The sequence below is a fragment of the Bradyrhizobium sp. P5_C11_2 genome, assembly GCF_054049755.1.
Window position 1 is genome coordinate 1 of record NZ_JBFULT010000057.1, and the last position, 22,044, is coordinate 22,044.

Genomic DNA, 22,044 nt, shown 5'->3' on the forward strand with positions numbered 1-22,044 from the left:
CCCACTGGCGGGTCGAGCCGACCATGGCCGCGATCTGGTCATGCGTGATCTTGCGGTTGATGATGATGGTGTCGCCGTCGGCAGTCCCATGAAGCTCCGACAAAGTGAGCAGGAACTGCGCCAGCCGTTCGATCACCGACCGGGTCCCGAGGATCTGTGCCATCGATGAGTAGCACTTGCCCTTGGCGATGAGGCCGTCGATCAGCGCCAGTGCGAAGGCCGGCATGCCGGTCAGCAGCTTCTCGAGTGCCGGGCCCGAGAGCGCCGAGATCTCGCAGGCCTCGATGGCGATCCCGGACCACATGTGAATGCCGCCGCCCGAGATCTCCAGACCTCCGATGAAATGCCCGGGCGTCCAATAGGCGAGCGTGATCTCGCGCCCCGACGGCGCCGTATAGTAGACGCGCACCTGCCCGCGCCGGATGATGAAGATGCCGTCGTGGCCGTCGCCCTGGCTGAACACCATCTCGCCTTGCGGCACGGTGATGGTGCGGCCGGCCGCATGCACACGCGCCTGCTCCGACGCCGACAGGCGGTCGAGGAAATGCGCCCCGGCATTCAGCCCGTCGATCGTCTCGCTCATGAACAGCGCCGAGCTTCCGGTCTTCGCACGCGAGTTGCGCGCCAGCCGTGCCTTCTCGCGATCGGTCCAGTCGAATTGAACGGCAGCGGGACGCCGGTCAGCGAAAGCGGCTGGCCCGACCGCGGCAGCTTCCTTGAATATGGTCATCGCAATTCGTCGGCTCTTTCGATGTTTCACCGATAGGTAAGAGCGGCGGAGGGCCGATGTCCATCTCCTTACGATCGTTCCAAAGCACTTAGCAAAACTTCATGTGCCGTGTGGTCCGCGTCGAAACGATTTCTCTTTCGATCGCTTGATCCTGAGAAAATCCTTTGGCGTTTCTTCGCCTCTCCCCGCTTGCGGGGAGAGGTCAGAATTTGCGAAGCAAATTCCGGGTGAGGGGGAGTCTCCGCGAGTCTGACTGGCACCTTCTCTGCTGAAGCAGCCCCTCACCCCAACCCTCTAAGAACGGGGAGAGGGAGAAGAGGAGCGGCCTTCGCCTCTCGCACCTTCAAAACATCCCGCTCGCAGCCAGCGCCTTGCAGACGTGCTGCATCTCAGCCTCGTCGGCGACCATGTCGAGCATGATCGTGGTCAGGCCCTTCCCGGCAAAGTCCTTCAGCTTCGCGCCGATCTCGGCGTAGCTGCCGACGAGATAGGGGCAGTCGGCCTGGAAGGTCAGGAACGGCAGCAGCCAGTAGCCATTGTCCTGGAGCTCGCCGCTCTGGCCGTCATAGAGATGCCGCTTCCAGACGGAGTCGGTGTTCTCCATGGTGAGCGCGAGCAGCTCGCGATCGTCGGGATTGTCGCGGAAGCGGCTCTTCGCCGCCYGCCGTGCAGCGTCGCGGCTCTCGCGGGCGAAGATGCCAAAATTCATACCGGGCGCATCGAGGCCGCGGTCGAGATCGGGCGGCAGCATCTGCATCTTGATGCAGCCGGTGTCCTTCGCCACGCGCTGCGCTGCCTCCGACTGTCCCGCGATCAGGAATTCCGGCATCAGCTCCTCCGGCAGCCGGGGACGGAGTTGGAGATTGTTCGCGCGATAGAACCGGCCTTCGAAATCGACCGGGCGCGGGCTGGCCAGCAGCTGACGCACCAGCGCGACGAATTCGCCGAGCCGGACATAGCGGTCGGCATGCGACTGGTCGTCGCCCAGCCCCTGCAGATCACTGACCGCGGTCCCCGTGATCATGTTGAGATAGACCTTGCGGCCGTAGAGCTGCGCGAAAGACGAGACGAACTTCGCCGCCGTGAACGGATGCATGTAGACGGGATTGACGGCGATCAGGGGCGAGCTTCGCGTCGTCTCTGCCATGATGTGCTGGGCCATGGCCCAGGGCTCGACGAAGACATCATTGCCTTCGAACAGCAGGATGCCCTCAAAGCCGTTGCGGTCGGCAAATTGCGCGACCCGCATCAATTCGCCGACATACTTCCGGGGATCGCGGTTGCGCGAGATGGCGGGAAAGACGCGAAGCCGCGACGGCGTCATTCAGCCGCTTCCTGGAGCGGCCAGGCATGACGGCTGATGGGGAGGCCCGCGCGGGAGCCGTCGGCGATCGCGAGGCGATGCGAGGGCGACGGCGAGCACAGCTGGAATCGCCAGCCCCGGGGATCGTCGGCGATATCGGGCTTGAAGCTGATCTCGATCGCCTCACGCGACACCTGCATCGCGAACGCGTCGAGCGGCAGGTTGAGCCCAAAGCCCCTGGCCTTCAAATAGGCCTCCTTGAGCGTCCAGTAGTCGAAGAATCGCTCGATCGCGGCCGGCTCGGGCAGTCCGCGCAGCGTTTCGACCTCTTCCGGCGCAAAGAAGCGAAGCGCGGTGGACAGCGGGGCCACCCGCCGCGACACGGTTTCGACATCGACGCCGACGGCTTCGTGTCTCGATACGACGCAGGCGACGCAGCCGTCGGCGTGGGACAGGCTGAAATGCAGCGGGGTCGAGCTCGCAGGCGCTGCGACAAAGGGCCGCCCGTAGCGGCCGGCCGAAAAGGACCAGTCGCTGGGTGCGACATTCGGTGCGGCTTGCGACAGCGCGAGGCGCAACAAGGCGTGCGCGAAAATGTACTGCCGCCGATGCCGCTCGAACATGAAACGGTCGGCGCGCACCCGTTCGTCGACCGAGAGCAACCGCCGGCACGCATCGACCACGCCCGGCGCGTCGATGGTCTCGATCAGTCCGACGAAAAGTTCAATTCTGTCGTCTGCCATCAATTGGGCCCATGACGTCAGGCGGAGGCCAAAACCCCGCTCTGACAGAAGAAACAACTGAGCAAGAATCAACCAAGCGGACCGCTATTAGCCGTCCACCGAGGCCGATTCTTGTCGATTGCTAGACGGTTTACGGACGCAAGCTTGTGCGAGCCCCCCAGCTCGAGCTGGCGTGCGACCGTTGTCCGAAGATTCGAGCGGCGTCCCGGCCGACGAGTCTTACTTTTTCTTCTTGGCCTTTTTCGCCCCGCCCAGCATCGAAAGGCTGGCGTCGACGTCTTTCAGCGCGGATTGCAGCTTTTTCTTCTCGGCGCCCAACAGCTTCTGGAGCGCCTTGCGGTCCTTGTCGCTCAGCGAGGTGCCCTTGGTAAATTTGATGAAACCCATAACAAACTCCCCCGGTTGAAAATAATCGTCCAAATCAAAACGCGGGGAATAATCTTGCGCGGCAGCGCCAAATAATCAAGATGCAACTTGATCATTCACAGCTCTGGCGAGTGAACCCGTATTCGCCCGGTGCGAACACGGGCCGTTCAAGCCGCCCTGCGATCGAGCAATCGGCCGAGCGGCGCATGAGGCTGCGCGACGGCTGCTGCCAGCAGTGCGACGAGATCCTCCATCCATGCGCCGACCATGCGGCCGTCGAGCCGCTCGCCCTTGTAGTTGCACGAACCGGTGATACCGGTCGGGCGCTCCTTGAGCATCAGCGACAGCCAGGTCTGGTCGATCGGCAGCACCGGCTGGCCCTCGCGCGCCACATTTCCGACGGATCGCACCGCGACGTCAGGCAGGTCGAGCGGCCGGCGCARCGGATTTTGCAGCGTGAAATAGACCTGGAGCAGCGAAGCCGGATCGATTCCCGCCTGCTCCAGATGGTCGGCGAGGACGTTGAACGGCAGCTCCTGCCGCGCATGCGCCTCGAGCACGCTTTGGCGCACCAGGGCCAAGGCTGCAGCAAACGACAGGTCCGGCGTGATTCGGGTACGGACGATCACCGTGTTCTCGAATGGACCGACGATCTGGTCGGTGTCCGGCTGGCTGCGATTGGCCATGGCGGTGGCGACCGAAATGTCGGTGCGCCCCGTCCGCGCCAGCAGCAGCGCCTTCAGGCCGGTGAGGAGGCACATGAACAGCGTGCCGTTGTGCTGGCCGGCGAATGCCGTCAGCCGCGCGATCAGATCGCGCTCCAGGTTGACCGGATGATGCCCGGTGGAGGCGCCCGGGCTTGATTCGCCGTCGAAGACGGCGGCGGCGCCGCGCAGGGTCTCCGTCCACTCGGCGGCCTGCCGGCGGGCCGCGTCTGTCCCGCACCACCAGCGCTGCCAGCGCGCGACATCCGAAAACGCCAGCGGCAGTTTCGGCAGCGGCACTGACGGATGCCCGGTCAGCGCCGCATAGCGGTTGGACAGCTCCTCGAACATCACGCCGATCGACCAGCCGTCGGCAATCGCGTGATGCAGCGTCAGCAGCAGCACATGGTCGCTGCGATCCAGCCGCAGCAGGCGCGCCCGCAGCAGCGGCGCGCGCGTGATGTCGATCGGGGTGGCGGCCTCCTGTTCGGCGAGGAGCCTGATCTTCCTGAGCTGGAGCGCCTTGAGGCGCTTGTCGCTCGGTCGCCGGCCATTGAGGGCCTCGACGGCGAGCACCGGGCCGAGCGTGCGGGGTGCGGCGATGCGGCTGATCGGCTCCTCGCCGTTCCAGCCGAAGGCTGTCCGCAGTGAGTCGTGCCGGCCGACGACGTCCTGGATGGCCTGCGCCAGCGCGGCCGCATCGATCGGGCCCTGGAGGCGGAAGGCAAAGGGCAGGTTGAACAGCGGCAGATCCGGCAGGTTTTGCTCGATCCGCAGCATCTGGTCCTGCGCGGTCGAGAGCGTGGGCGGACCGCCTTCGGCGAGCCGGGGCGCGCTTGCCTGGCGCTTGTGCGGCTTCGCCGCCACGGCGTCATCGACCCGCCGGGCGAGTTCCTCGATCGTCGGTGCCTCGAAGATGGTCTTGATCGGTAGCGATACGCCGAGCGCGCGAGCGACGCGCGCCATCGCCTGTCCCGCCAGCAGCGAATGGCCGCCGAGATCGAAGAAATTGTCGGTGACGCCGAGGCTGTCGACCTTCAGCAGGTCGATCCAGATGTCGGACAGGACCTTTTCAGTGAAGCGGCGTGCCGGCACGGCGGCATCCGCCGCGGAGGTTTCCTGTTGCGGGGGCGCCAGCAGCGCGGACCGGTCGATCTTGCCATGGGCATTGAGCGGAACCTGCTCCAGGAACAGGAACGCGGACGGGACGGCATGGGCCGGCAGCCGGCCCTTGAGGAAATCGCGCAGCTCGCTGGCGCTGATCCGGCCATTCGCCCGGGCGACGATATGGGCGATCAGCCTGATATCGCCATTGGCGTCGCGGCGCGGCTCGACGATGCCGGCACGCACGCTCTCGTGATCGGCGAGCGCGTTCTCGATCTCCTTGAGCTCGATGCGGTAGCCTCGGACCTTGACCTGGTGGTCGACGCGGCCGAGGCATTCGATCGTCCCGTCGGCGCGGCGGCGGGCGAGATCGCCGGTCCGGTACAGCCGGTGACCTGCCTGGCGCGTGAAGGGATCGGGGATGAAGCGCTGCCGGCTTTGCGCGGGATCGTTGATGTAGCCGCGGCCGACGCCGGCGCCGGCGATGCAGAGCTCGCCGACCACGCCGATCGGCTGCGGCTCCAGACTCGAATCGAGCACGTGGAGCTGGGTGTTGGGCAGCGCCGCGCCGACCGGAACATTGGTGGTCGCCGCCGCCGGCGCCCTGGTCAGCCGATGCAGGGAAACGTCGTCGGAACATTCCGAGGCGCCATAGGCGTTGATCAGCGGCACCTTCGGGCAGCGGGCGAACCAGGCGCGGCAGAGCTCGACGGGCAGCGGCTCGCCGGTCGAGATCAGGAGGCGCAGCCCGGCAAAGGCGCGTTGGATGGGCGCCTCGTCCATGCGTTCGAGGATCACGCGCAACAGCGAGGGGACGATCTCGAGCACCGTGATGCCCTCGCGATTGATCTCCCGCGCGAGCAGGATCGGGTCCTGCACGATTGCGTTGCCGCAGACATGGACGCGCGCGCCGACCATCGGGCCAGCGAGGAACTGCCAGACCGAGATCACGAAGCTCTGCGGCGCGGTCTGCGCGATCACGTCCCTGGCCGAAAGGCCGAGCCCGGAAATGAGCGACGCCAGATGGTTCGACAGCCCGCGCTGTTCGATCATGACGCCCTTCGGCGCGCCGGATGAGCCGGATGTATAGATGAGATAAGCGAGACTCGATGCTGCGCGCCGTGCTGCGCGGGCCGGCTTGGTCGCCGCTGGCGTGATCGTGTCCTCGAGTTCGGCCACCTGGATGCGCTCGACCAGCGGTTCGAGCAGCGCCTCGACCATGACGGACTGGGCGCGCCCGGTCAGCAGCATGCGGGCGCAGCTCGATCCGAGGATGGTTGCGAGCCGCGCCGTTGGCTGCTCGAGATCGAGATTGAGGAAGGCCGCGCCCACCCGCTGCACCGCGATCATTGCGGCGAGCAGGTCGGGTCCGCGATCCGCAAGCAAGGCGACCACCGTTTCGGCACCGACGCCCTCGCGGGCCAGCCAGCGCGCGGCCGCCTGGCTGCGGCGGGCCAGTTCGCGATAGGTCAGCGATGCGCGTCCGTCCGATACCGCGATCGCGTTCGGCGTCCGCCTCGCCTGCCGCTCGAAGCGTTCGCTCAAGTTGCCGCGTGTGGTGAAATCGGCCGGAACGCCACGGCCCGCAGTCAGCAATTGCCGGCGCTCGGCCGTTGTCAGGAGCGGCAGGCGCGAGATGCGCTGCTCGGGATTGGCGATGACGGCCTTGAGCAGGGTCTTGAACTGCGCAGCCATGTCCTCGATCGTCGCCGCGTCGAACAGATCGGTGGCGTATTCGAAGAAGCCGGTGAAGCGGCCATCGGCCTCGACCAGCTCGAGCGTGATGTCGAAGCGTGCGACCTTGGGGTCGACCTCTAACCGGCGGGACGACAGGCCGGGGAAATGCGCGGCCTCGATCGATGCGTTCTGGAGGATGAACATGATCCGGAACAGCGGATTGCCGTCGCTCCTGCGCGCGACCTGCAACGCGCGCAGCACCTCCTCGATTGGCAGGTCCTGGTTGCGGTAGGCATCGAGCGTGACCTGGCGCACCCGCCGCAACAACTCGCCGAAGCTCGGGTCGCCGCCAAAATCGTTGCGGAGGATCAGGGTGTTGGCGAACAGCCCGATCAGGCGCTCGCTTTCGATCTGGTTGCGGTTCGCGATCAGCGACCCCGTCGCCACGTCCTCATGTCCGGTGTGGCGGAACAGGAGGCACTGGAACACTGCGAGCAGCGTCATGAAGGGCGTCACGCCCTGGTCCTGGCTCAGCGATCGCAGGTCGGTCGACAAGGCCTTGGAGAACTCGAAATAGTGACGGGCGCCGCGGCCGCTCCAGATCTCCGGCCTTGCCCGGTCGGTCCGCAGTGGCAGCGTGGTCACGCCGTCGAGCTGCGCGCGCCAGTAATCGAGCTGCTCTTTCGCGGCCGGCGTCTGCGCCCAGCTCTGCTGCCAGAGCGCAAAGTCGCGATACTGGTAGGCGGGTGGCGGCAGCGCCGCCGCGCTTCCCTTGCGCGCGGCGGAATAATGCGCGGCGAGCTCTTCCCAGAACAGCCGTTGCGACCAGCCGTCGGTGACGAGGTGATGGACGTTGACCACCAGCGCGTGGCTGTCCCTCGCGAACGAGAGCAGGGTGACCTTCAGCGGCGGCTCGCGCGCCAGATCGAACGGATATTGCGCGAGCTCGAGCGCCTTGCGCCGGACGGCCGCGGCCCGCTTGTCCGCCGGGCATGGCTTGAGCTTGATCCGCTCGAATCGCGCTACGATTCGAAGCACCCGCTGCACCGGTTCGCCATGGCGCTCCACGAAGGCCGAGCGCAGCACGTCGTGACGTTCGCAGATTGCGGCGAGGCTTGCTTCAAGCGCGGCGGCGTCGAGCTGGCCCTTCAGCATCGCGACTTCGACGACATTATAATTGTAGCGCGTCGGATCGAGCCGCGAGAGCACGTACATCCGCTGCTGCTGGAACGACAGCGGCGAGTCTGTTTCCGCGGTTGCGACCTGGCGCCAGGCCGGCAGCATCGTTTCACGACGGGTTGCGGCGGTCTCGAGCCGGGCCGCAAGCACCGCCACCGTGGCGCAATCGAAGATGTCCTCGAACGAGAAGTCGACATCGAAGCGTTCGCGCAGCCGCGAGCGCATCTGTGTCACCGCGAGCGAGTCCGCGCCGAGCGCGAAGACGTCCTGGTCGACGCCGACCTGCGGCAGCTCCAGCAGATTGGCCCAGAGTCCCGCGAGCTGGGTCTCCAGCGCGGTGCGCGGCAATCGGGTCTCGCCGCCGTCATCGACCGTCGCGATCAGCTCGGCCAGCGCGTTGCGCTTGACCTTGCCGCTGGCGCCCTTCGGCAGCGCCGCCACGCCGCGGATCAGGCTCGGCACCTTGTAGGCCGCGAGCCGTTTTCGCGCGAACTGGCGCAGCTGGTCCGAGGTCGCAGCGGAATTCGGCCGCAGCATCACGACGGCGGCGACGTTCTCGCCGAGCTTTTGGTGCGGGATCGCGAATACGCCGGCCTCCAGCACCGCGGGATGGCTCAGCAGCACCTCTTCCACCTCCAGCGGCGAGATTTTCTGTCCGCCGCGGTTGATGACGTCCTTGATGCGGCCGACGATGAAGAGATAGCCGTCGGCGTCGAGATAGCCGAGATCGCCGGTCCGGAACCAGCCGCTGCGGAATGCGGCCTGCGTCGCCGCCTCGTCATTGTAGTAGCCGCGGCTCATGTTCGGCCCGCGCAGCATGATCTCGCCATGCGCACCGCTCGCGCACATGCGGCCGGCCTCGTCCATGATCGCGATCTCGGGGCCCGCGGCGCGGCCGACCGATCCGATCTTGCGCAGCTCGAACGGATTGGCTGCGATCTGCGAGGCCGCCTCCGTCATTCCGTAGGTCTCGAGCACGGGAACGCCGAACGTCGCCTCCAGCCCCGCGAGGATCGCAGGCGCGAGCGAGGCCGAGGCCGAGCGGATCACGCGCAGCGACGACGACCGGGCGCGGTCCGGGTCCGCTTCCGCCGCCGTCAGCAGCGCGCGATGAATGGTCGGCACCGCCGTGTACCAGGTCGGCTGCAGATCCCGCATCCAGCCGAAGAAGGACGCCGCGTCAAAACCGTTGGTGCAGACCACGCTCGAGCCCGCGGCGAGCGCGGTCAGCAGGCCTGAGATCAGACCATGGGCGTGGAACAGCGGCAGCACATTGAGCAGGCGATCGCGGGACGTGAGTGACAGCACGCGGCCGGCATTGCAGGCGGACAGGCACACATTGCGATGCGTCAGCGGGACCATTTTCGGCCGCGCCGCGGTGCCCGATGTCAGCAGGATGAACGCGTCGTCGTCGCCGCGCGAGACGCCGCTGGCATTCGCCGGACCGATCGTCGGGCCGACGAATTCGCAGCCGCCGAGATCATTCTGCGGACCCGGCACGAAATCGATCACCGCAAGATCGAGCGCCCTGGCGGCGTCGCGGCTCGCTGAGTTCGTATCGGCCCGGGTCACCAGCGCCGTCAGCTTCAATTCGCTGAAATAGCGTTGCAACTCGTCCGCCGTCAGATCGGGATTGACGGGAATGCAGGCGCAGGCCGACGCGACTGCGATCAGCGCCAGCGCACTGTCGGCGCCGCGCGGCAGCGCGACGGCGAGGCGATCCGCGGGACCGATGCCGAGCCCGCGCAGCGTGCCGACCAGATGCCCGGTCCTGGCAGCGAGCTCGCCGTAGTTCAGCGGCGGTCGGCTAGGGGCGAGCAGGGCGGGCGCGGCCGGCGTCTTTCGCGCGTAGAAGTCGAGAAGCCCGCCGACATGGGCAAAGACTTTGGTTTCGGCCGCCGTGCTGGCCGATCCCTCCGCCGCTCCGGGTATAACGTCCGACAAGTCCATTCCCTTTTGATCTGATTAAGCTATTCTTCCAAGAACTTAGGGAACGCGTCCAGTCCGAGGTGAAGTTTGGGCCCCAAAATCTGTGGTTGAGGGGCCTTAAGCCCTTCGACGGAGTGATGGTCGGGCGGAAATCACCATGCTGGAGACAGAGCCGGGGACGGAAGGCGGGTTGAAGCGCTGGCTCGAAGGCGTCGGTCTCGGTCACTATACCGATCTCTTCGCCCAGCACCGCCTCGATCTGGACGTCATGGCTGACCTGACCGAATCCGATCTGGTTGAGCTCGGATTGCCGCTGGGCGATCGCAAGCGGCTCCAGCGGGCGATGGCGGCGTTGTTCCACGCTGAAGTGGCCGAAGCGCCGCTCGCTGCGGCGCCCCCGCAAGCCCGGACGGAGGTCGGCGCCGAACGGCGTCAGCTCACCACCATGTTCTGTGACATGGTGGATTCCACCTCACTCTCGGTCCAGTTCGATCCGGAAGACGTGCGCGACATGATCGCGAGCTTCCGCGAGACCTGCGTCCGCGTGGTCAAGCATTACGAAGGCTTTGCCGCCCGTTTCGTCGGCGACGGTATCTTGGTCTATTTCGGCTATCCGACCGCGCATGAGGACGATGCCGAGCGCGCGGTGCGCGCCGGGCTCGAGATCGTCCGGGTGCTCTCGACCGCGCGCGCGATCGAACCGCGCGGCGCGCTCAGCCATGCACCCGCCGTCCGCATCGGGATCGCGACCGGCCTCGTCGTGGTCGGCGATCTCGTCGGGCAGGGCACCGAGGAGCGTGACTCCGCGGTCGGAGAGACCGTCAACCTGGCCGCGCGCCTGCAAGGACTGGCGCCCCCCAACGGCGTCGTGATCTCGTCTTCGACGCAGTCGCTGCTGAAGGGCAAGTTCGACTACCGCAATCTCGGCGTCCACGCGCTGAAGGGCATTTCGGAGAAGTCCCAGGCCTGGCACGTGGTGCGCGCCTCGCGCGTGGAGACCCGCTTCGCCGCCGCCATGGGCACGCGGCTGACGCCGCTCGTCAACCGCGAGGAAGAGATCGCGCTGCTGATGGGGCGCTGGCAGCAGGTCAAGGAGGGCGACGGCCAGGTCGTGGTCAAGTTCGGCGAGCCCGGCATCGGCAAGTCGCGCGTCATCCAGGAAATCTTCGAGCGCATCGCGGGTGACCGCCATGGGCAGGTCTCGCTCCAGTGCTCGCCCTACTACACCTCCACGGCGTTCTATCCGTTCGCCGAGCAGCTCAAATTCTCCCTCGGCCTCGACCGTGAGGAGGTGTCCGCGGTGTCGCTGGCGAGCCTGGAGACTGCGATCGCCGCCGCCCAGGGTGATATCGAACAGGTGACGCCGCTGTTCGCCGCGCTGTTGTCGATCCCGACGGGGGATCGCTATCCGCCGCTCGACCTATCGCCTCAGCAGCAGAAGGATGCGACGGTATCGGCGCTGGTCAATCATTTCCTCGGCCTCGCGCGCGAGATGCCGCTGGTGATCGCCTTCGAGGATCTGCACTGGATCGATCCGACCTCCCGCGAGGTCGTCGATCTCCTGGTCGACAGGGTCCAGAACCGGCCGATCCTCGCCATCATCACCGCGCGCTCCGAATTCCAGCCGAGCTGGAACGCGCATTCGCACATCACCACCCTGGTGCTGAACCGCCTGAGCCGGCAGTTGCGCACGACGATGGTCGAGCGCGTCGCCGGCCGCGAGCTTCCCAAGGAGGTCGTCGAGGAGATCATCGTCAAGACCGACGGCGTGCCGTTGTTCCTGGAGGAGCTGACCAAGACGGTTCTGGAATCCAACCTGCTGACCGAGCGGCACGGGCGCTACGTGCTGTCGGGTCCGTGGCGGCAGCTCGCGATCCCGGCGACGCTGACGGACTCGCTGATGGCGCGGCTGGACCGGATGGGGCCGTTCAAGCGGATCGCCCAGATCGGCGGCACCATCGGCCGCGAGTTCTCCTACGAGACGCTGTACGCGGTCGCCAACACGCCGGCGGAGCAGATCGAGGCGGCGCTCAATCATCTGGAGGAGGCGGGGCTGATCATGCGTCGCGGTCATCCGCCGGATGCGCTGTATTCCTTCAAGCACGTGATGATCCAGAATGCCGCGCATGCGAGCCTGCTGCACAGCGAGCGGCGCAAGCTGCATGCCCGGATCGCCCAGGTGCTCGCCGAGATGTATCCGGAGAAGACCGAGCGCGAGCCGGAACTGCTCGCCCACCATCTGACCGAGTCGGGCCAGAGCGAGGGCGCCGCGAGCTTCTGGCTCAAGGCCGGCAAGCAGGCGGCCAAGAGCGGCGCCAATCTGGAGGCGATCGGCCATCTGCGTCGCGGCCTTGGCGTCGTGCAGGCCAATGCGCGCATGCAGGGTGCCGACGAGATGGAGCTCGAGCTGCGTATCGCGCTCGGCAACGCGCTGATCGCGGCCAAGGGCTATGCCGTGCAGGAGGTCGAGGAGAACTACATCCGCGCGCTCGAGCTCGGCCAGCAGCTCGACGACGAGGAGAAGGCGTTTGCCGCCACCCGCGGGCTCTGGGTGTGCCATTTCATCCGCGCCGACCTGACGCGCGCGCACGATCTCAGCGTCGAGCTGTTGAAGTTCGCCAAGCGCGAGCGGCTGAACGAGCGCGCGCAGCCGGCGCAGCAGACCGGCTATCTGATCGAGGCGCACCGCGCGATCGCGATGACCATGCTCTATCGCGGGCGCTTTGCCGCCTCGCAGCATCATCTGCACCGCTGCATCAACCTCTACAGCCCCGATCTGCACTCCGATCTGATGGAGCGGCACGGCACCGATCCCGGCGTGGTCTCGCTGTCCTATCTCGGCTACCTCTTGTGGTTCCTCGGCCGGCCCGATGCGGCGCGCCAGCACAGCGAGCAGGCGATCGCGAACGCCGAGAAGATCCGCCATCCCTTCACGCTCGCTTTCGCGCTGGTGTTCGGCGCCTATCTCTGCCAGCACCTGCGCGACGTCGAGGGCACGCGCGACCACGCCAACCGCGCCATGATCATCGCCACCGAGCACAATTTCCTGCACTGGAAGCAGCAGGCGGCGATCCTGCGCGGCTGGGCGCTGACTCAGCTCGGCGAGGCCGATGAAGGGTTGAGCCAGATGCGCTTCGGCCTCGATGAATACGAGGCGATGGATTCCTGGCTGGCCGGCTGCTGGTTCCGCTGCCTGCTCGCGGAGGCCTACGCCAAGGTCGGCATGCGCGATGCCGCCTTGCGCGCGCTGGACGGTGCGCTGGCAACCGCGAGGCGGACCGGTGATCACTCCTACCTCGCCGAGGTCTATCGCCTGCAAGGCGAGATCACGCTGTCGGACGGCAACCCGGACTCGGTGCAGGAGGCGGAGGACCTGTTCGGCCTTTCGCTGGAGACCGCGCGCAAGCAGGGGGCGCTGTCCTGGGAGCTCAGAACCGCCGTCAGCCTTGCGCAGCTGTCGCGGGACGCCGGCAAGCACGAGCATGCAAGGCTTCTGCTCGTGCCGATCGTCGGCAAGTTCAGCGAGGGTTTCTACACGCCGGACCTGAAGCAGGCGATGCAACTGATCAACGAGATCGGCGCCGATGCGCCGTTGCGTCAACCGGCCGATCCGGTGAAATGAGCGATCTTGTTGCCGCGCGCGCGCGCTATGTGGAGCTGATCGCGAAGCGCGAGCGGATTTCCTCGCCGCGGCTGCTGGCGGCGCTCGCCGCCGTCCCGCGCGAGGATTTTCTGGCAAGGGGGCCCTGGCGCATCAAGAGCGAGGCGGCGCGCAGCTATCGGCTGACGCCAGATGCCGATCCGGTCCGCCTCTACGACAATTTGCTGGTCGCGATCGACGCGCGCCGCAAGCTCGATACGGGATTGCCGAGCCTGTGGGCGCATTTCATCGACGTGCTCGACGTCGGGGAGAACGACCGCGTCGTCCAGATCGGCTGCGGGCTCGGCTATTTTTCGGCAGTGCTGTCGAAGATCGTGGGCCCGAAGGGCAGGGTGCTCGCAATCGAATGCGACGAGCGGCTTGCGGCGCGCGCCGCGACCTGTCTTCGCGCCTACCGCAACGTCGAGGTCGTCCATGGCGACGGATGCCTGGACATTGGCGAGCCGGCCGACGTGATCATCGTGCATGCGGGCTTTTCGCACCCGGATCCGCTCTGGCTGGAGGCGCTTCGTCCGCGCGGGCGTCTGCTGGTGCCGCTGACGCAGCGGGACCGCGAAGGTGCCGTCATCAAGATCACCCGCAAGGGCAAGGGTTTCGAGGCCGAGGCGGTCCAGCAGATCCGGATCTTTCCGGGCCAGGGCCGCGGCATGACCGCGCTCGACGACCGCGTCGCCGACTGGTGGCAGCGGGCATCCGCCCTGGCGCCGCTGCGCTTTCGCGGCATCGAGCAGGGGTTGCCGGCGGATGGATAACCCCTTATTCCGCTTTACCTTGATTCGGATTGTGAGTTCCCAGCACCTCCCTTCGCGGCTATGACTGCGGCTCGATGGCCATTCGAGCGCGCTCCATGCATTCCGTTGCACTGCTGACTGCCAGCTATGCCAAGGATATCGAACGCTTTTCGCTGCTCAGCGAGAGCATCGACACCTGGTTGACGGGATACACGCGGCATTATGTTCTCGTTAATGATGAGGACGTGCCGCTGTTCGAGCGGTTCGCTTCCGACAAGCGCGTCATCGTTCCGGCCTCGCGCTATTTGCCGAAATGGCTGTTCGCGCTGCCGCGGGCCCTCCAGTTTATCAGCAGCCGTCGGGTCTGGGTGTCGCTGCTGTCGTCACCCGTGCACGGCTGGCACATTCAGCAGATCCTGAAAATCGCCGGCGTCCTCAACGCGCCCGAGCAGCGCGTCTGCATTCTGGATTCGGACAATCTGTTCTTCCGCGAATTCGACGTCGGCCAATATGCCGGCGCGGAGAAGACGCCGCTGTTCGTGACCCCGAAAGCGGTCGACGCCGACCACCCGCTGCATGTCCTGTGGCTCCGCACCGTCGATCAGCTTCTCGGTATCAAGGAGCGCTCGTTCCCGGCAGACGACTATGTCGGAAACGCGCTGGTCTGGGACAAGGACAGCGCGCGCGCGATGACTGACGCCATCACGTCGGCGACGGGTCTCAGCTGGGCTCTGGCGCTGTGCCGGAAGAAGAAATTCTCCGAGTATCTGCTTTACGGAAACTTCGTCGCCAATTCGCCGAAGCATCTGGCCGCGCACCGGGTGACGGAAGACAGCATCGCAGTGTCGCACTGGGAGGATACCCGCCTCGACCGCCCGGCGATCGAGGCGATGATGCACGCCGCCTCGCCCGAGCAGGTCGCGCTCTGCATCCAGTCCTATTCGTCGACCTCGGTCGACGACATCCGCGATGTGTTCCGGCTGAACTCGCGCGACCGGCGCGCTCCGAGCCTGTCTCCCGAGCATTTGGCCGGCGCGGCCGAATTCGAGACGCCGAAGACGCGCTGAACGCGGGCCGCGTCAGGCGTCCTTCGTGAATTTGGTGAGGACGTCCATGAAGGGTTTTGGCTTGAACTCGCCGTCGAGCGGCAAGGGACGGTTCGGCTGCTTGTCCTTGCGGGCGAAGGTGCCGTTGATCCAGCTGTAGCGATCCGAGAGGCCCCAGGTCAGGATCGAGCGCACCGGGCCGCTGGTCGAGATCGCGGTCAGGAGGTCGTCGACGCGCTTGGCGACGATGGCGTCACGCTCCGCCGGATTGCCCGTCAGCTTCTGATCGTCGACGTCGAGCTCGGTGACGAGAACCTCGAGGCCCCACGACCGCAGCTCGGTGACGAATTCGGCCAGCCCGTGCGTGTCGATCTCGAGCTCGGCATGCAGATGCGATTGCAATCCCACCGCGTGCAGCGGGACGCCCTGGTCGAGCAGGTCCATGATGAGGTTGCGGTAAGCTGCGCGCTTGGCAATGAACGAGTCCTTGGCCGACTCGATGTCATATTCGTTGATCGCGAGCTTCACGAAAGGATCGGCGGCTGCGGCGGTACGGAACGCCAGCGGAATCCAGCGGTCGCCCAGGTGCTGCGTCCAGAAGGTGTCGCGCCGGTCTTTCAGGCTGCGGGGGTTGTCCGGGATCGGCTCGTTGACCACGTCCCACGACGTCAGCTTGTCCTTGTAATAGGAGACGACGGTGCCGATGTGATCGACATAGGCGCGCTCGACGCCTTTCGAGGTCTTGATCTGCTTGGTCCAGTCCGGAATGTCGTGATACCAGGCGAGCGCGTGCCCGCGCATCGTCAAATCGTTCTGCTGGGCGAAATCAAAGATCGCATCGGCGCGCTCGAAAGCGAACGTGTGCGCGTCCGGCCGCAGCATCGGCCATTTCAGTTCGAGCACCGGCACCACCTGGGTGCAATAGGTGCTGATGGCTTCGCCGAGCCGCGGATCGGCTTGCAGATCCCAGAGCGTCGCCGCAGCGCCAAAGCCCGGACGGCGCTGGGCGAGTTTCGACGCCGGCACCGCGGACGCCGATGCGCCCGCCGCGAGCGTTGCAGCGCTGCCGAGGAGAAATTCGCGTCGGTCGAGCTTGATCACTTGCTGGTCACCTGGCGACATTCCTTTCGGAACCAACGCGCCATCGTACCAAGCGACGCGTAGCGACGCCGGGGTTTCCTGTTGTTGGGTTAACTTTTGCCGGACGGACCGCGCCTCAGCGCGCGTGACGCTGCATCACGGCTTCGGCGATCTCGCAATAGTGAAGCGCGCCCTTCTCGAGCGTCAGATTCTCCATCACATAGTCGCGAGGTGCGAAGTCGCCCGCGCTGACGTGCGACCAGAAGTCGCTCCAGCCGGATGTAAAGCCATCCGCATCGGTGAAGGTCATGCCGCAGCGCGCGTCGAAATAGGGCACCGAGGACACCCCGCCTTCGTATCTCACCTTGTGAGGGAAATACTCCGGATCCTGCCACGGCCCGCCGCGATCCCAGGCGAAGACCGGGACGCCGCTCGACAGCGCCTGCTGGCAGGCGATGCCCTGGCTCTCGTGCTCGCAGAGAAAGATCATGCTGCGGCAGCGCGCCAGCGCCGCCTTGTAGTCGTCTTCCTTGTAATGGCCGTAGCGGATCATCTCGACCGTGCGGCCGCTTGCCTCAAGATGCCTGCGGATCGGTGCGATCAGCTCCGTCTCGTAGCGGTCGTGCTCCCAGCGCACCTTGTCGTAGAGCAGCACGTCGACGCTTTTCTGCCCGGCGGGTGCCGGCGTCCACAAATCGGTCTCGATGCCGACCGGCCAGACCTCGACATGGGGCCAATGCGGCCGGCACATGTCGGCGTACCAGGTGCAGGGCACCAGGATGGTCTTCGTTTGCAGCCCGCTCAGGCGCTCCGGTGCTTCCATCGGATGGTTGTACATGGCGACCCCAAGCAGCAGCGGGTTCTTCCATGCGAACCAGTCGAGCACGAACGGCCGCCCAATGATGCAGGCGAGCTCCTGCGGGTGCTTCCGGATATAGGCGTAATCGTTGACCCGGTAGCGGATACCCACCCTGTCGAGGCCGGCGCAGAGATTGAGGAACACGCGCCGCTGGCCGCTGATCCACGATTTGCCGAGCAGCATGCGCCGCAGCACCGGCCGGATGTGGCGGTCGCCGGGAAACCAGCGGTTGTCGCGCTCCTCGAAGAACAGGTTGAGCACCATCCGTTCGCGGCCGCCGGTCGCGGGGTCCGCCGGAACCAGCGGCGCATCGGTGCCGCCGTGCGGCAGGGAGGCCGGGTTCGCCCAGATACGTTCGACAACGTCCATCTCAGTCACGTCCACGCATTGGAGAAGGCCGGGCGGCATTTTGAAATCATGGTTTCTTTTCGGTGATCGCGCCGGCCGGTTCAAGCACAGGGCAAACTTAACGCTAACGCGCGAAATCGGCGGGCTCGCCGCATTCGGGGGCCGATTTGCAGACTTATGTGACTATCCTGAGGGATGCTGCGGCGCAGTCCGATCGCTAGGCCTCCGATCGTCACGCCAAGGTCCAACTGATTAACGGCCGCTTCATCGCAAGGCCGCCGCCGGTCCCATGCTCGCATGCTGAATCGCCATTTCTCGATCTACCTGGTCGCCTACATCCTGCCTGCGGCGGTGGGCTTCTTCGCGGTCACCGCCTACACACGGCTGCTGACCCCGGCCGAGTACGGCGTCTATGTCGTCGGCATCAGCGTCGCCGGCATCTTGGGCGCGATCTTCTTCGCCTGGATCAAGCTGTCGGTGTCGCGCTATCAGGCGATGTCGGCAGAGGTGGACTTTCGCGGCACGGCAATGGTCGCCTTCGTGCTGACGGTGGCCGTGCTCTGCGCCGCAACCCCGCTGGTCTTCCTGTTCCGCAGCGACATCAGCGTCGAGCTGCTGCTCGCCAGCATGTTCGTCGCGATCATGGCGAATGCGGTCGATGTCGGCCAGGAATTCGAACGCGCGAAATTGCGGCCCTACCGGTTCGCCGCCATTTCGATCGTGCGCAGCGTGTCGAGCGTCGGCTTCGGCCTGCTCGGCATCTGGCTCGGCTGGGGCGGCATGGGCCTGCTTGCGGCGTTCGGCCTGGGCTCGCTCACCGGCATCATCCTCAATCTGGCCGGCGACCGCACCAGGATCGCACGTTTCCAGCGCAGCCAGTTCATGCAGCTGGCGCGCTATGGCCTGCCGCTGACGCTGGCGGGGCTCTCGGTCGCGCTCTACTCGAGCTGCGACCGGCTCATCGTCGCCTGGCTGCTCGGCAAGGACGCCGCCGGCATCTTTGGCGTCGCCGCCGATCTGCCGCGGCAGTTCATGGTCATGATCGCCTCCAGCGTTGCAGCTGCGACCGTGCCGCTCGTGTTCCGGACCCTGTCCGAGAAGAACGATGCGGTGACGCGCGAGCGGCTGACCGAAAGCCTCGAACTGCTGTTCGTCGTCGTTGCGCCCGTTGCCGTCTGGCTTGCGCTTGCGGCGGATCAGGTTGCAGGCACGCTCGTCGGCGTCGATTTCCGCGCCGGTGTTTCGGCACTGCTGCCGACGCTGGTGCTCGCCCGCTTCTTCGGCATCGCCAACCAGTTCTACGTGCAGATCAGCTTCCAGCTCGCCGAGCGCCCCTTCATGCTGGCGGCGCAGTCGTTCGTCACGCTGGTGCTGAGCGTGGCGCTGATGTTCGCGCTGGTCGCAGGCTACGGCCTCTACGGCGCGGCACTGGCGACGCTCGCGACCGAGGCGATCGGCTTCGTCGTCGCCGTGGTCCTGATGCACCGCGCCCATCCCGTGCCGTTCGACCTCAAGCGCCTCGCCGGCGTCGCGGCGTCGGCCGCAGCGATGGCGGGCGCGATCCTCGTTGCACGATCGCAGGTGAACGGCACTGGCATCGTCTCGCTCGTCATCGTAAGCCTCGCAGGTGGGCTGGCTTATGCCGTCGCCGCGTGGCTGCTCAACGTCGCCAATGTGCGGGTGCTGTCGCTGCGCTTCCTGCGGACCTTCAACCGGAAGGCGCTGGGCGTCTAGCTGCGATGTCGGGCGAGGCTAGGCTTCGCCGTCTCTGAAGATGGCACGTCCTTCATGAGGTCCGCGGCGCCAGTCGCGAATTGCCCGTCCTGGACATTTGGCTGAGACCCTATTGCAGCGGCGACCGCATCCCGGTCACCGCATCGTAGACCAGGATTTGCAACATTGGAAATCTGCCCAACAGCTCGGCGCCGGCTTCCCGAGCAGCCGTTTCGCTATCGTAACGAGTCTTGAAGTGACCGTCGACCACGAGCGTGAAGCCATCGGCCGGTGCTACGTCAGCCCTTTGAATGGTTCTCGGCTCACTCTCGTCGACTTGTGTGATCGGCTTCTTCATGGGGGACCTTCATATCGTTGCAGGACAGGTGAGGGTGACACGAGCGCGACGACCGCCACGGTCGCAACGACGAAATCGAATCGGCGCATCTGAATTCGTCTCAGAGCCGATTGCCCCATCGTTGGCAACCGGACGGCGCGCTCAATGTTCCGTAATGCGCAGAAGACGGCTCAAGGTGTTTCTTCCCCCAAGCCGCCTCAGTCGTCCCGCATGATCTCGGGCTTGTCATACAAGACCGCGTTCAAGAGGGAGCTGTGGACCTCGATCTTACCGTTATAGGTAATGAAGCCGAGCTTGCGAAACTTGTTCATGAAAAAACTGACCCGGGAGCGGGTTGTCCCGATCATCTCCGCGAGCGTCTCCTGGCTGACCTGCGCCGAGATGGGCTGAGGAGCGCCATCCTTTCCAAAATTTGCCAGGAGCAGGAGGAGACGTGCAAGCCGCTTTTCGCTGGAATTGAACAACTGGTCGATCAGGTCTTCTTCGATGCGGCTGTTCCGGCTGAGCAGATACCCCATGAACAGCTCGGAAAACTTAGGTTCGCTTTTGAGTGCCGCAAGCATTGCGGATTTCGCGATGGACGTGATCACGCATTGCTCCATCGCCATCGTTGTCGAAATCCGCAAGGCATGACCGTTCAGGCAACCTTCGCCGAAGAATTGTCCGGGCTCCATGATTCCGACCACGGCTTCCTTGCCCTGCTCGGAGACAACGAGAACCTTGATCTTCCCCTTCTGGATATAGAAAACCGTATCCGCGGTGTCGCCTTGCGAAAACACGACCTGGTCTTTGTCGAGTTTCAATATGGCTTTGCCCTCGCCGACCTTGGCGAGAAAGAGTTTTGGATCAAACGAGCTTTTCGCAGCTTTTGGCATGACGTCGTCAAGGCCCGATGGAAGGATCGTCAGTTTAGCAGGCCCGGTGCCAGGCGCGTTAGGCAAATCTTGCTTCCGCCTTGGGCCCGTCTGCAATCCGCACCAACTCATTGTGGCGGCTGTTTCGGTCGGCTCGCGATACGCTTGCCTGCGGCATCGCGGGCGTCTGAGCCGATGGGGCGGAAGCTCGGGCGGCGTCGGCGGAAGCGCTGGCAGGCGCGATTGGAAGCAACGAGACGAAAGTTCGCACACGCGGCCTCGACAATATGAGACGCGTGACTGAACAGGTTGTGCTCCGGATCCTATCCCAACGCGTTCTTGCGCCCGGGCGGTCGTAAGAGTCTGCTTGGAACCAACTTCGCCGGGGTTACTTGATGATAGCGACCGGATAGGATGCCCACTCATCATATCCGATGAATGGCGGCCCTGGTTCGCACCCCCGTGCTGGGGCCGCTTCCTCGATCGGGTTCTGCCGCTACCTGGCCGATCTGATCGGATCGTCCGGGGGTGCTCTGTGGATGTTGCCACACTTGGAGCATTCGAAGACTCGCAGATTGGGACTGTTGTAACCTGCTCCGACGTGGACCAGCATCATGCGACTCTGGCACGCCGGGCAGAGTGGCCGGGGTATCGGAATCAGCGATGGTTCCGGACGAGCATAGACCTCGGACATGTGAACCTCCTGCCCATATAGGGGGTATGCTGTACCCGAGGCCGCCGCCGATGGCGGCCGGTTCGCCGGCTGCGACACACTGAGCATGCCGCGCTCCGGTGTCAGACACTGTTCAATATTGCTCACATTCCCGCAGAATCCGGTCGACGAATGTGTCCGACCCGCCTCCTGACGACAGGATGAAGGCCCTGGCTTGCGGTCTCAGCCGCGGTGCGCCGTGCAGTCTCGCAAATTCGGGGAACGCTGGCTCTTGGCCTGAGCAATATTGCTCAGCAAGACGTCCAAGCACGGATCAATATGACAGTGCGCGGGGCGCGACCTCAGAGCTGCTGCCTGGGACGTTCGTGTGCGATGACCGCGCTTCTTGGGTGGGCATGTTCGGGAGCAGACCAAATCTGACTCAAAGGACGCCGGAAATCCGCGCGTTGGCGCAGTTGCTCGCCAGCTATCGCGAGCCCGACAGTGCCCGCGGCGTCCTCGAACTGGCGATTACAGCGGTGCCGTTCTTCATCATCTGGGCTCTGATCTGGGCCGCCCTTGACCACGGCTATTGGGCTGGCCTCCTGCTTGAGTTGCCCGCGGCGGGCTTGCTCGTCCGCCTCTTCATGATCCAGCACGATTGCGGACACGGCTCGTTCTTCCGCGGCCGCGTGGCGAACGATTGGGTCGGCCGAGCCATCGGTGTCGTGACACTGACGCCATACGATTATTGGCGGCATAGCCATGCACGCCATCATGCGAGCTCCGGTAATCTCGATCACAGGGGCCTGGGCGACATTGATACGTTGACCGTTCGCGAATTTCTCGCGCAGCCTCGATGGCGTCGGACGCTGTATCGTTTGTATCGGCATCCCATCGTGATGTTTGGCGTAGGTCCCACGTACTTGTTCGTCTTGRAGCATCGATTGCCGATAGGGGTGATGCGTAGCGGCTGGAAGCCCTGGCTGAGTACAATGGGTACGAAC

Annotated in this window: 14 protein-coding genes; 5 read left to right on the forward strand and 9 right to left on the reverse strand. The window is 65.3% G+C overall.

Annotated features, from left to right (window positions below):
* From ACXJL8_RS08790 to ACXJL8_RS08810, 5 genes are all read right to left on the reverse strand, one after another.
* On the reverse strand, positions 1-583 hold a 583-nt coding region (locus ACXJL8_RS08790; RefSeq protein WP_456684866.1), incomplete at its 3' end, for a Crp/Fnr family transcriptional regulator.
* Positions 584-1,073: 490 nt separating this feature from the next.
* Positions 1,074-2,054, reverse strand: a complete 981-nt coding sequence (locus ACXJL8_RS08795; RefSeq protein WP_456684865.1) for an LLM class flavin-dependent oxidoreductase — start codon at positions 2,052-2,054, stop codon at positions 1,074-1,076.
* Entirely contained in the window at positions 2,051-2,776 is a 726-nt protein-coding gene (locus ACXJL8_RS08800; RefSeq protein WP_456621678.1) for a 4'-phosphopantetheinyl transferase family protein, read from the reverse strand. Before ACXJL8_RS08800 ends, ACXJL8_RS08795 begins: the two co-directional genes overlap by 4 nt.
* Positions 2,777-2,995: 219 nt before the next feature.
* On the reverse strand, positions 2,996-3,163 hold the full coding sequence (locus ACXJL8_RS08805) for a hypothetical protein (RefSeq protein WP_208084878.1): 168 nt from the start codon (positions 3,161-3,163) through the stop codon (positions 2,996-2,998).
* A gap of 146 nt (positions 3,164-3,309) precedes the next feature.
* Complete coding sequence (locus tag ACXJL8_RS08810; protein WP_456621677.1) at positions 3,310-9,756, reverse strand: amino acid adenylation domain-containing protein; 6,447 nt, start codon at positions 9,754-9,756, stop codon at positions 3,310-3,312.
* A 136-nt stretch (positions 9,757-9,892) separates the two neighbouring features.
* Between ACXJL8_RS08810 and ACXJL8_RS08815 the strand changes: the two genes are divergently transcribed.
* From ACXJL8_RS08815 to ACXJL8_RS08825, 3 genes are all read left to right on the forward strand, one after another.
* A complete protein-coding gene (locus ACXJL8_RS08815; RefSeq protein ID WP_456621676.1) occupies positions 9,893-13,357 on the forward strand; it encodes an ATP-binding protein in 3,465 nt (1,154 codons plus the stop codon).
* Positions 13,354-14,148: a protein-L-isoaspartate O-methyltransferase family protein gene (locus tag ACXJL8_RS08820; RefSeq protein ID WP_456621675.1), complete on the forward strand. Its 795-nt coding sequence runs from the start codon at positions 13,354-13,356 to the stop codon at positions 14,146-14,148. Before ACXJL8_RS08815 ends, ACXJL8_RS08820 begins: the two co-directional genes overlap by 4 nt.
* 95 nt (positions 14,149-14,243) lie before the next feature.
* Positions 14,244-15,194 carry a DUF6492 family protein gene (locus tag ACXJL8_RS08825; protein ID WP_456621674.1) on the forward strand — a complete coding sequence of 317 codons (951 nt, stop codon included), beginning with the start codon at positions 14,244-14,246 and terminating at the stop codon, positions 15,192-15,194.
* Between the two features lie 12 nt (positions 15,195-15,206).
* On the opposite strand, the gene ACXJL8_RS08830 is transcribed toward ACXJL8_RS08825, so the two are convergent.
* Together ACXJL8_RS08830 and ACXJL8_RS08835 are read right to left on the reverse strand one after the other, a co-directional pair.
* Positions 15,207-16,274 (reverse strand): endo-1,4-beta-xylanase, encoded by a 1,068-nt coding sequence (locus ACXJL8_RS08830; RefSeq protein ID WP_456621673.1) that lies wholly within the window; start codon positions 16,272-16,274, stop codon positions 15,207-15,209.
* Positions 16,275-16,389: 115 nt separating this feature from the next.
* Complete coding sequence (locus ACXJL8_RS08835) at positions 16,390-17,481, reverse strand: glycosyltransferase (protein ID WP_456621672.1); 1,092 nt, start codon at positions 17,479-17,481, stop codon at positions 16,390-16,392.
* 276 nt (positions 17,482-17,757) lie between these two features.
* Here ACXJL8_RS08835 and ACXJL8_RS08840 point away from each other — a divergent pair, with 276 nt between their 5' ends.
* Positions 17,758-19,194, forward strand: coding sequence for a lipopolysaccharide biosynthesis protein (locus ACXJL8_RS08840; protein ID WP_456621671.1), 1,437 nt, complete (start codon positions 17,758-17,760; stop codon positions 19,192-19,194).
* A gap of 109 nt (positions 19,195-19,303) precedes the next feature.
* Here ACXJL8_RS08840 and ACXJL8_RS08845 read toward each other — a convergent pair whose 3' ends face one another.
* Both ACXJL8_RS08845 and ACXJL8_RS08850 read right to left on the reverse strand, forming a co-directional pair.
* Entirely contained in the window at positions 19,304-19,531 is a 228-nt protein-coding gene (locus tag ACXJL8_RS08845) for a hypothetical protein (protein WP_456621670.1), read from the reverse strand.
* Between the two features lie 197 nt (positions 19,532-19,728).
* Positions 19,729-20,406, reverse strand: coding sequence for a Crp/Fnr family transcriptional regulator (locus ACXJL8_RS08850; protein ID WP_456621669.1), 678 nt, complete (start codon positions 20,404-20,406; stop codon positions 19,729-19,731).
* Between the two features lie 1,068 nt (positions 20,407-21,474).
* On the opposite strand from ACXJL8_RS08850, the gene ACXJL8_RS08855 reads away from it, so the two are divergent.
* Positions 21,475-22,044: fatty acid desaturase (locus tag ACXJL8_RS08855; protein ID WP_456684867.1), on the forward strand; the 570-nt coding region annotated here is incomplete at its 3' end.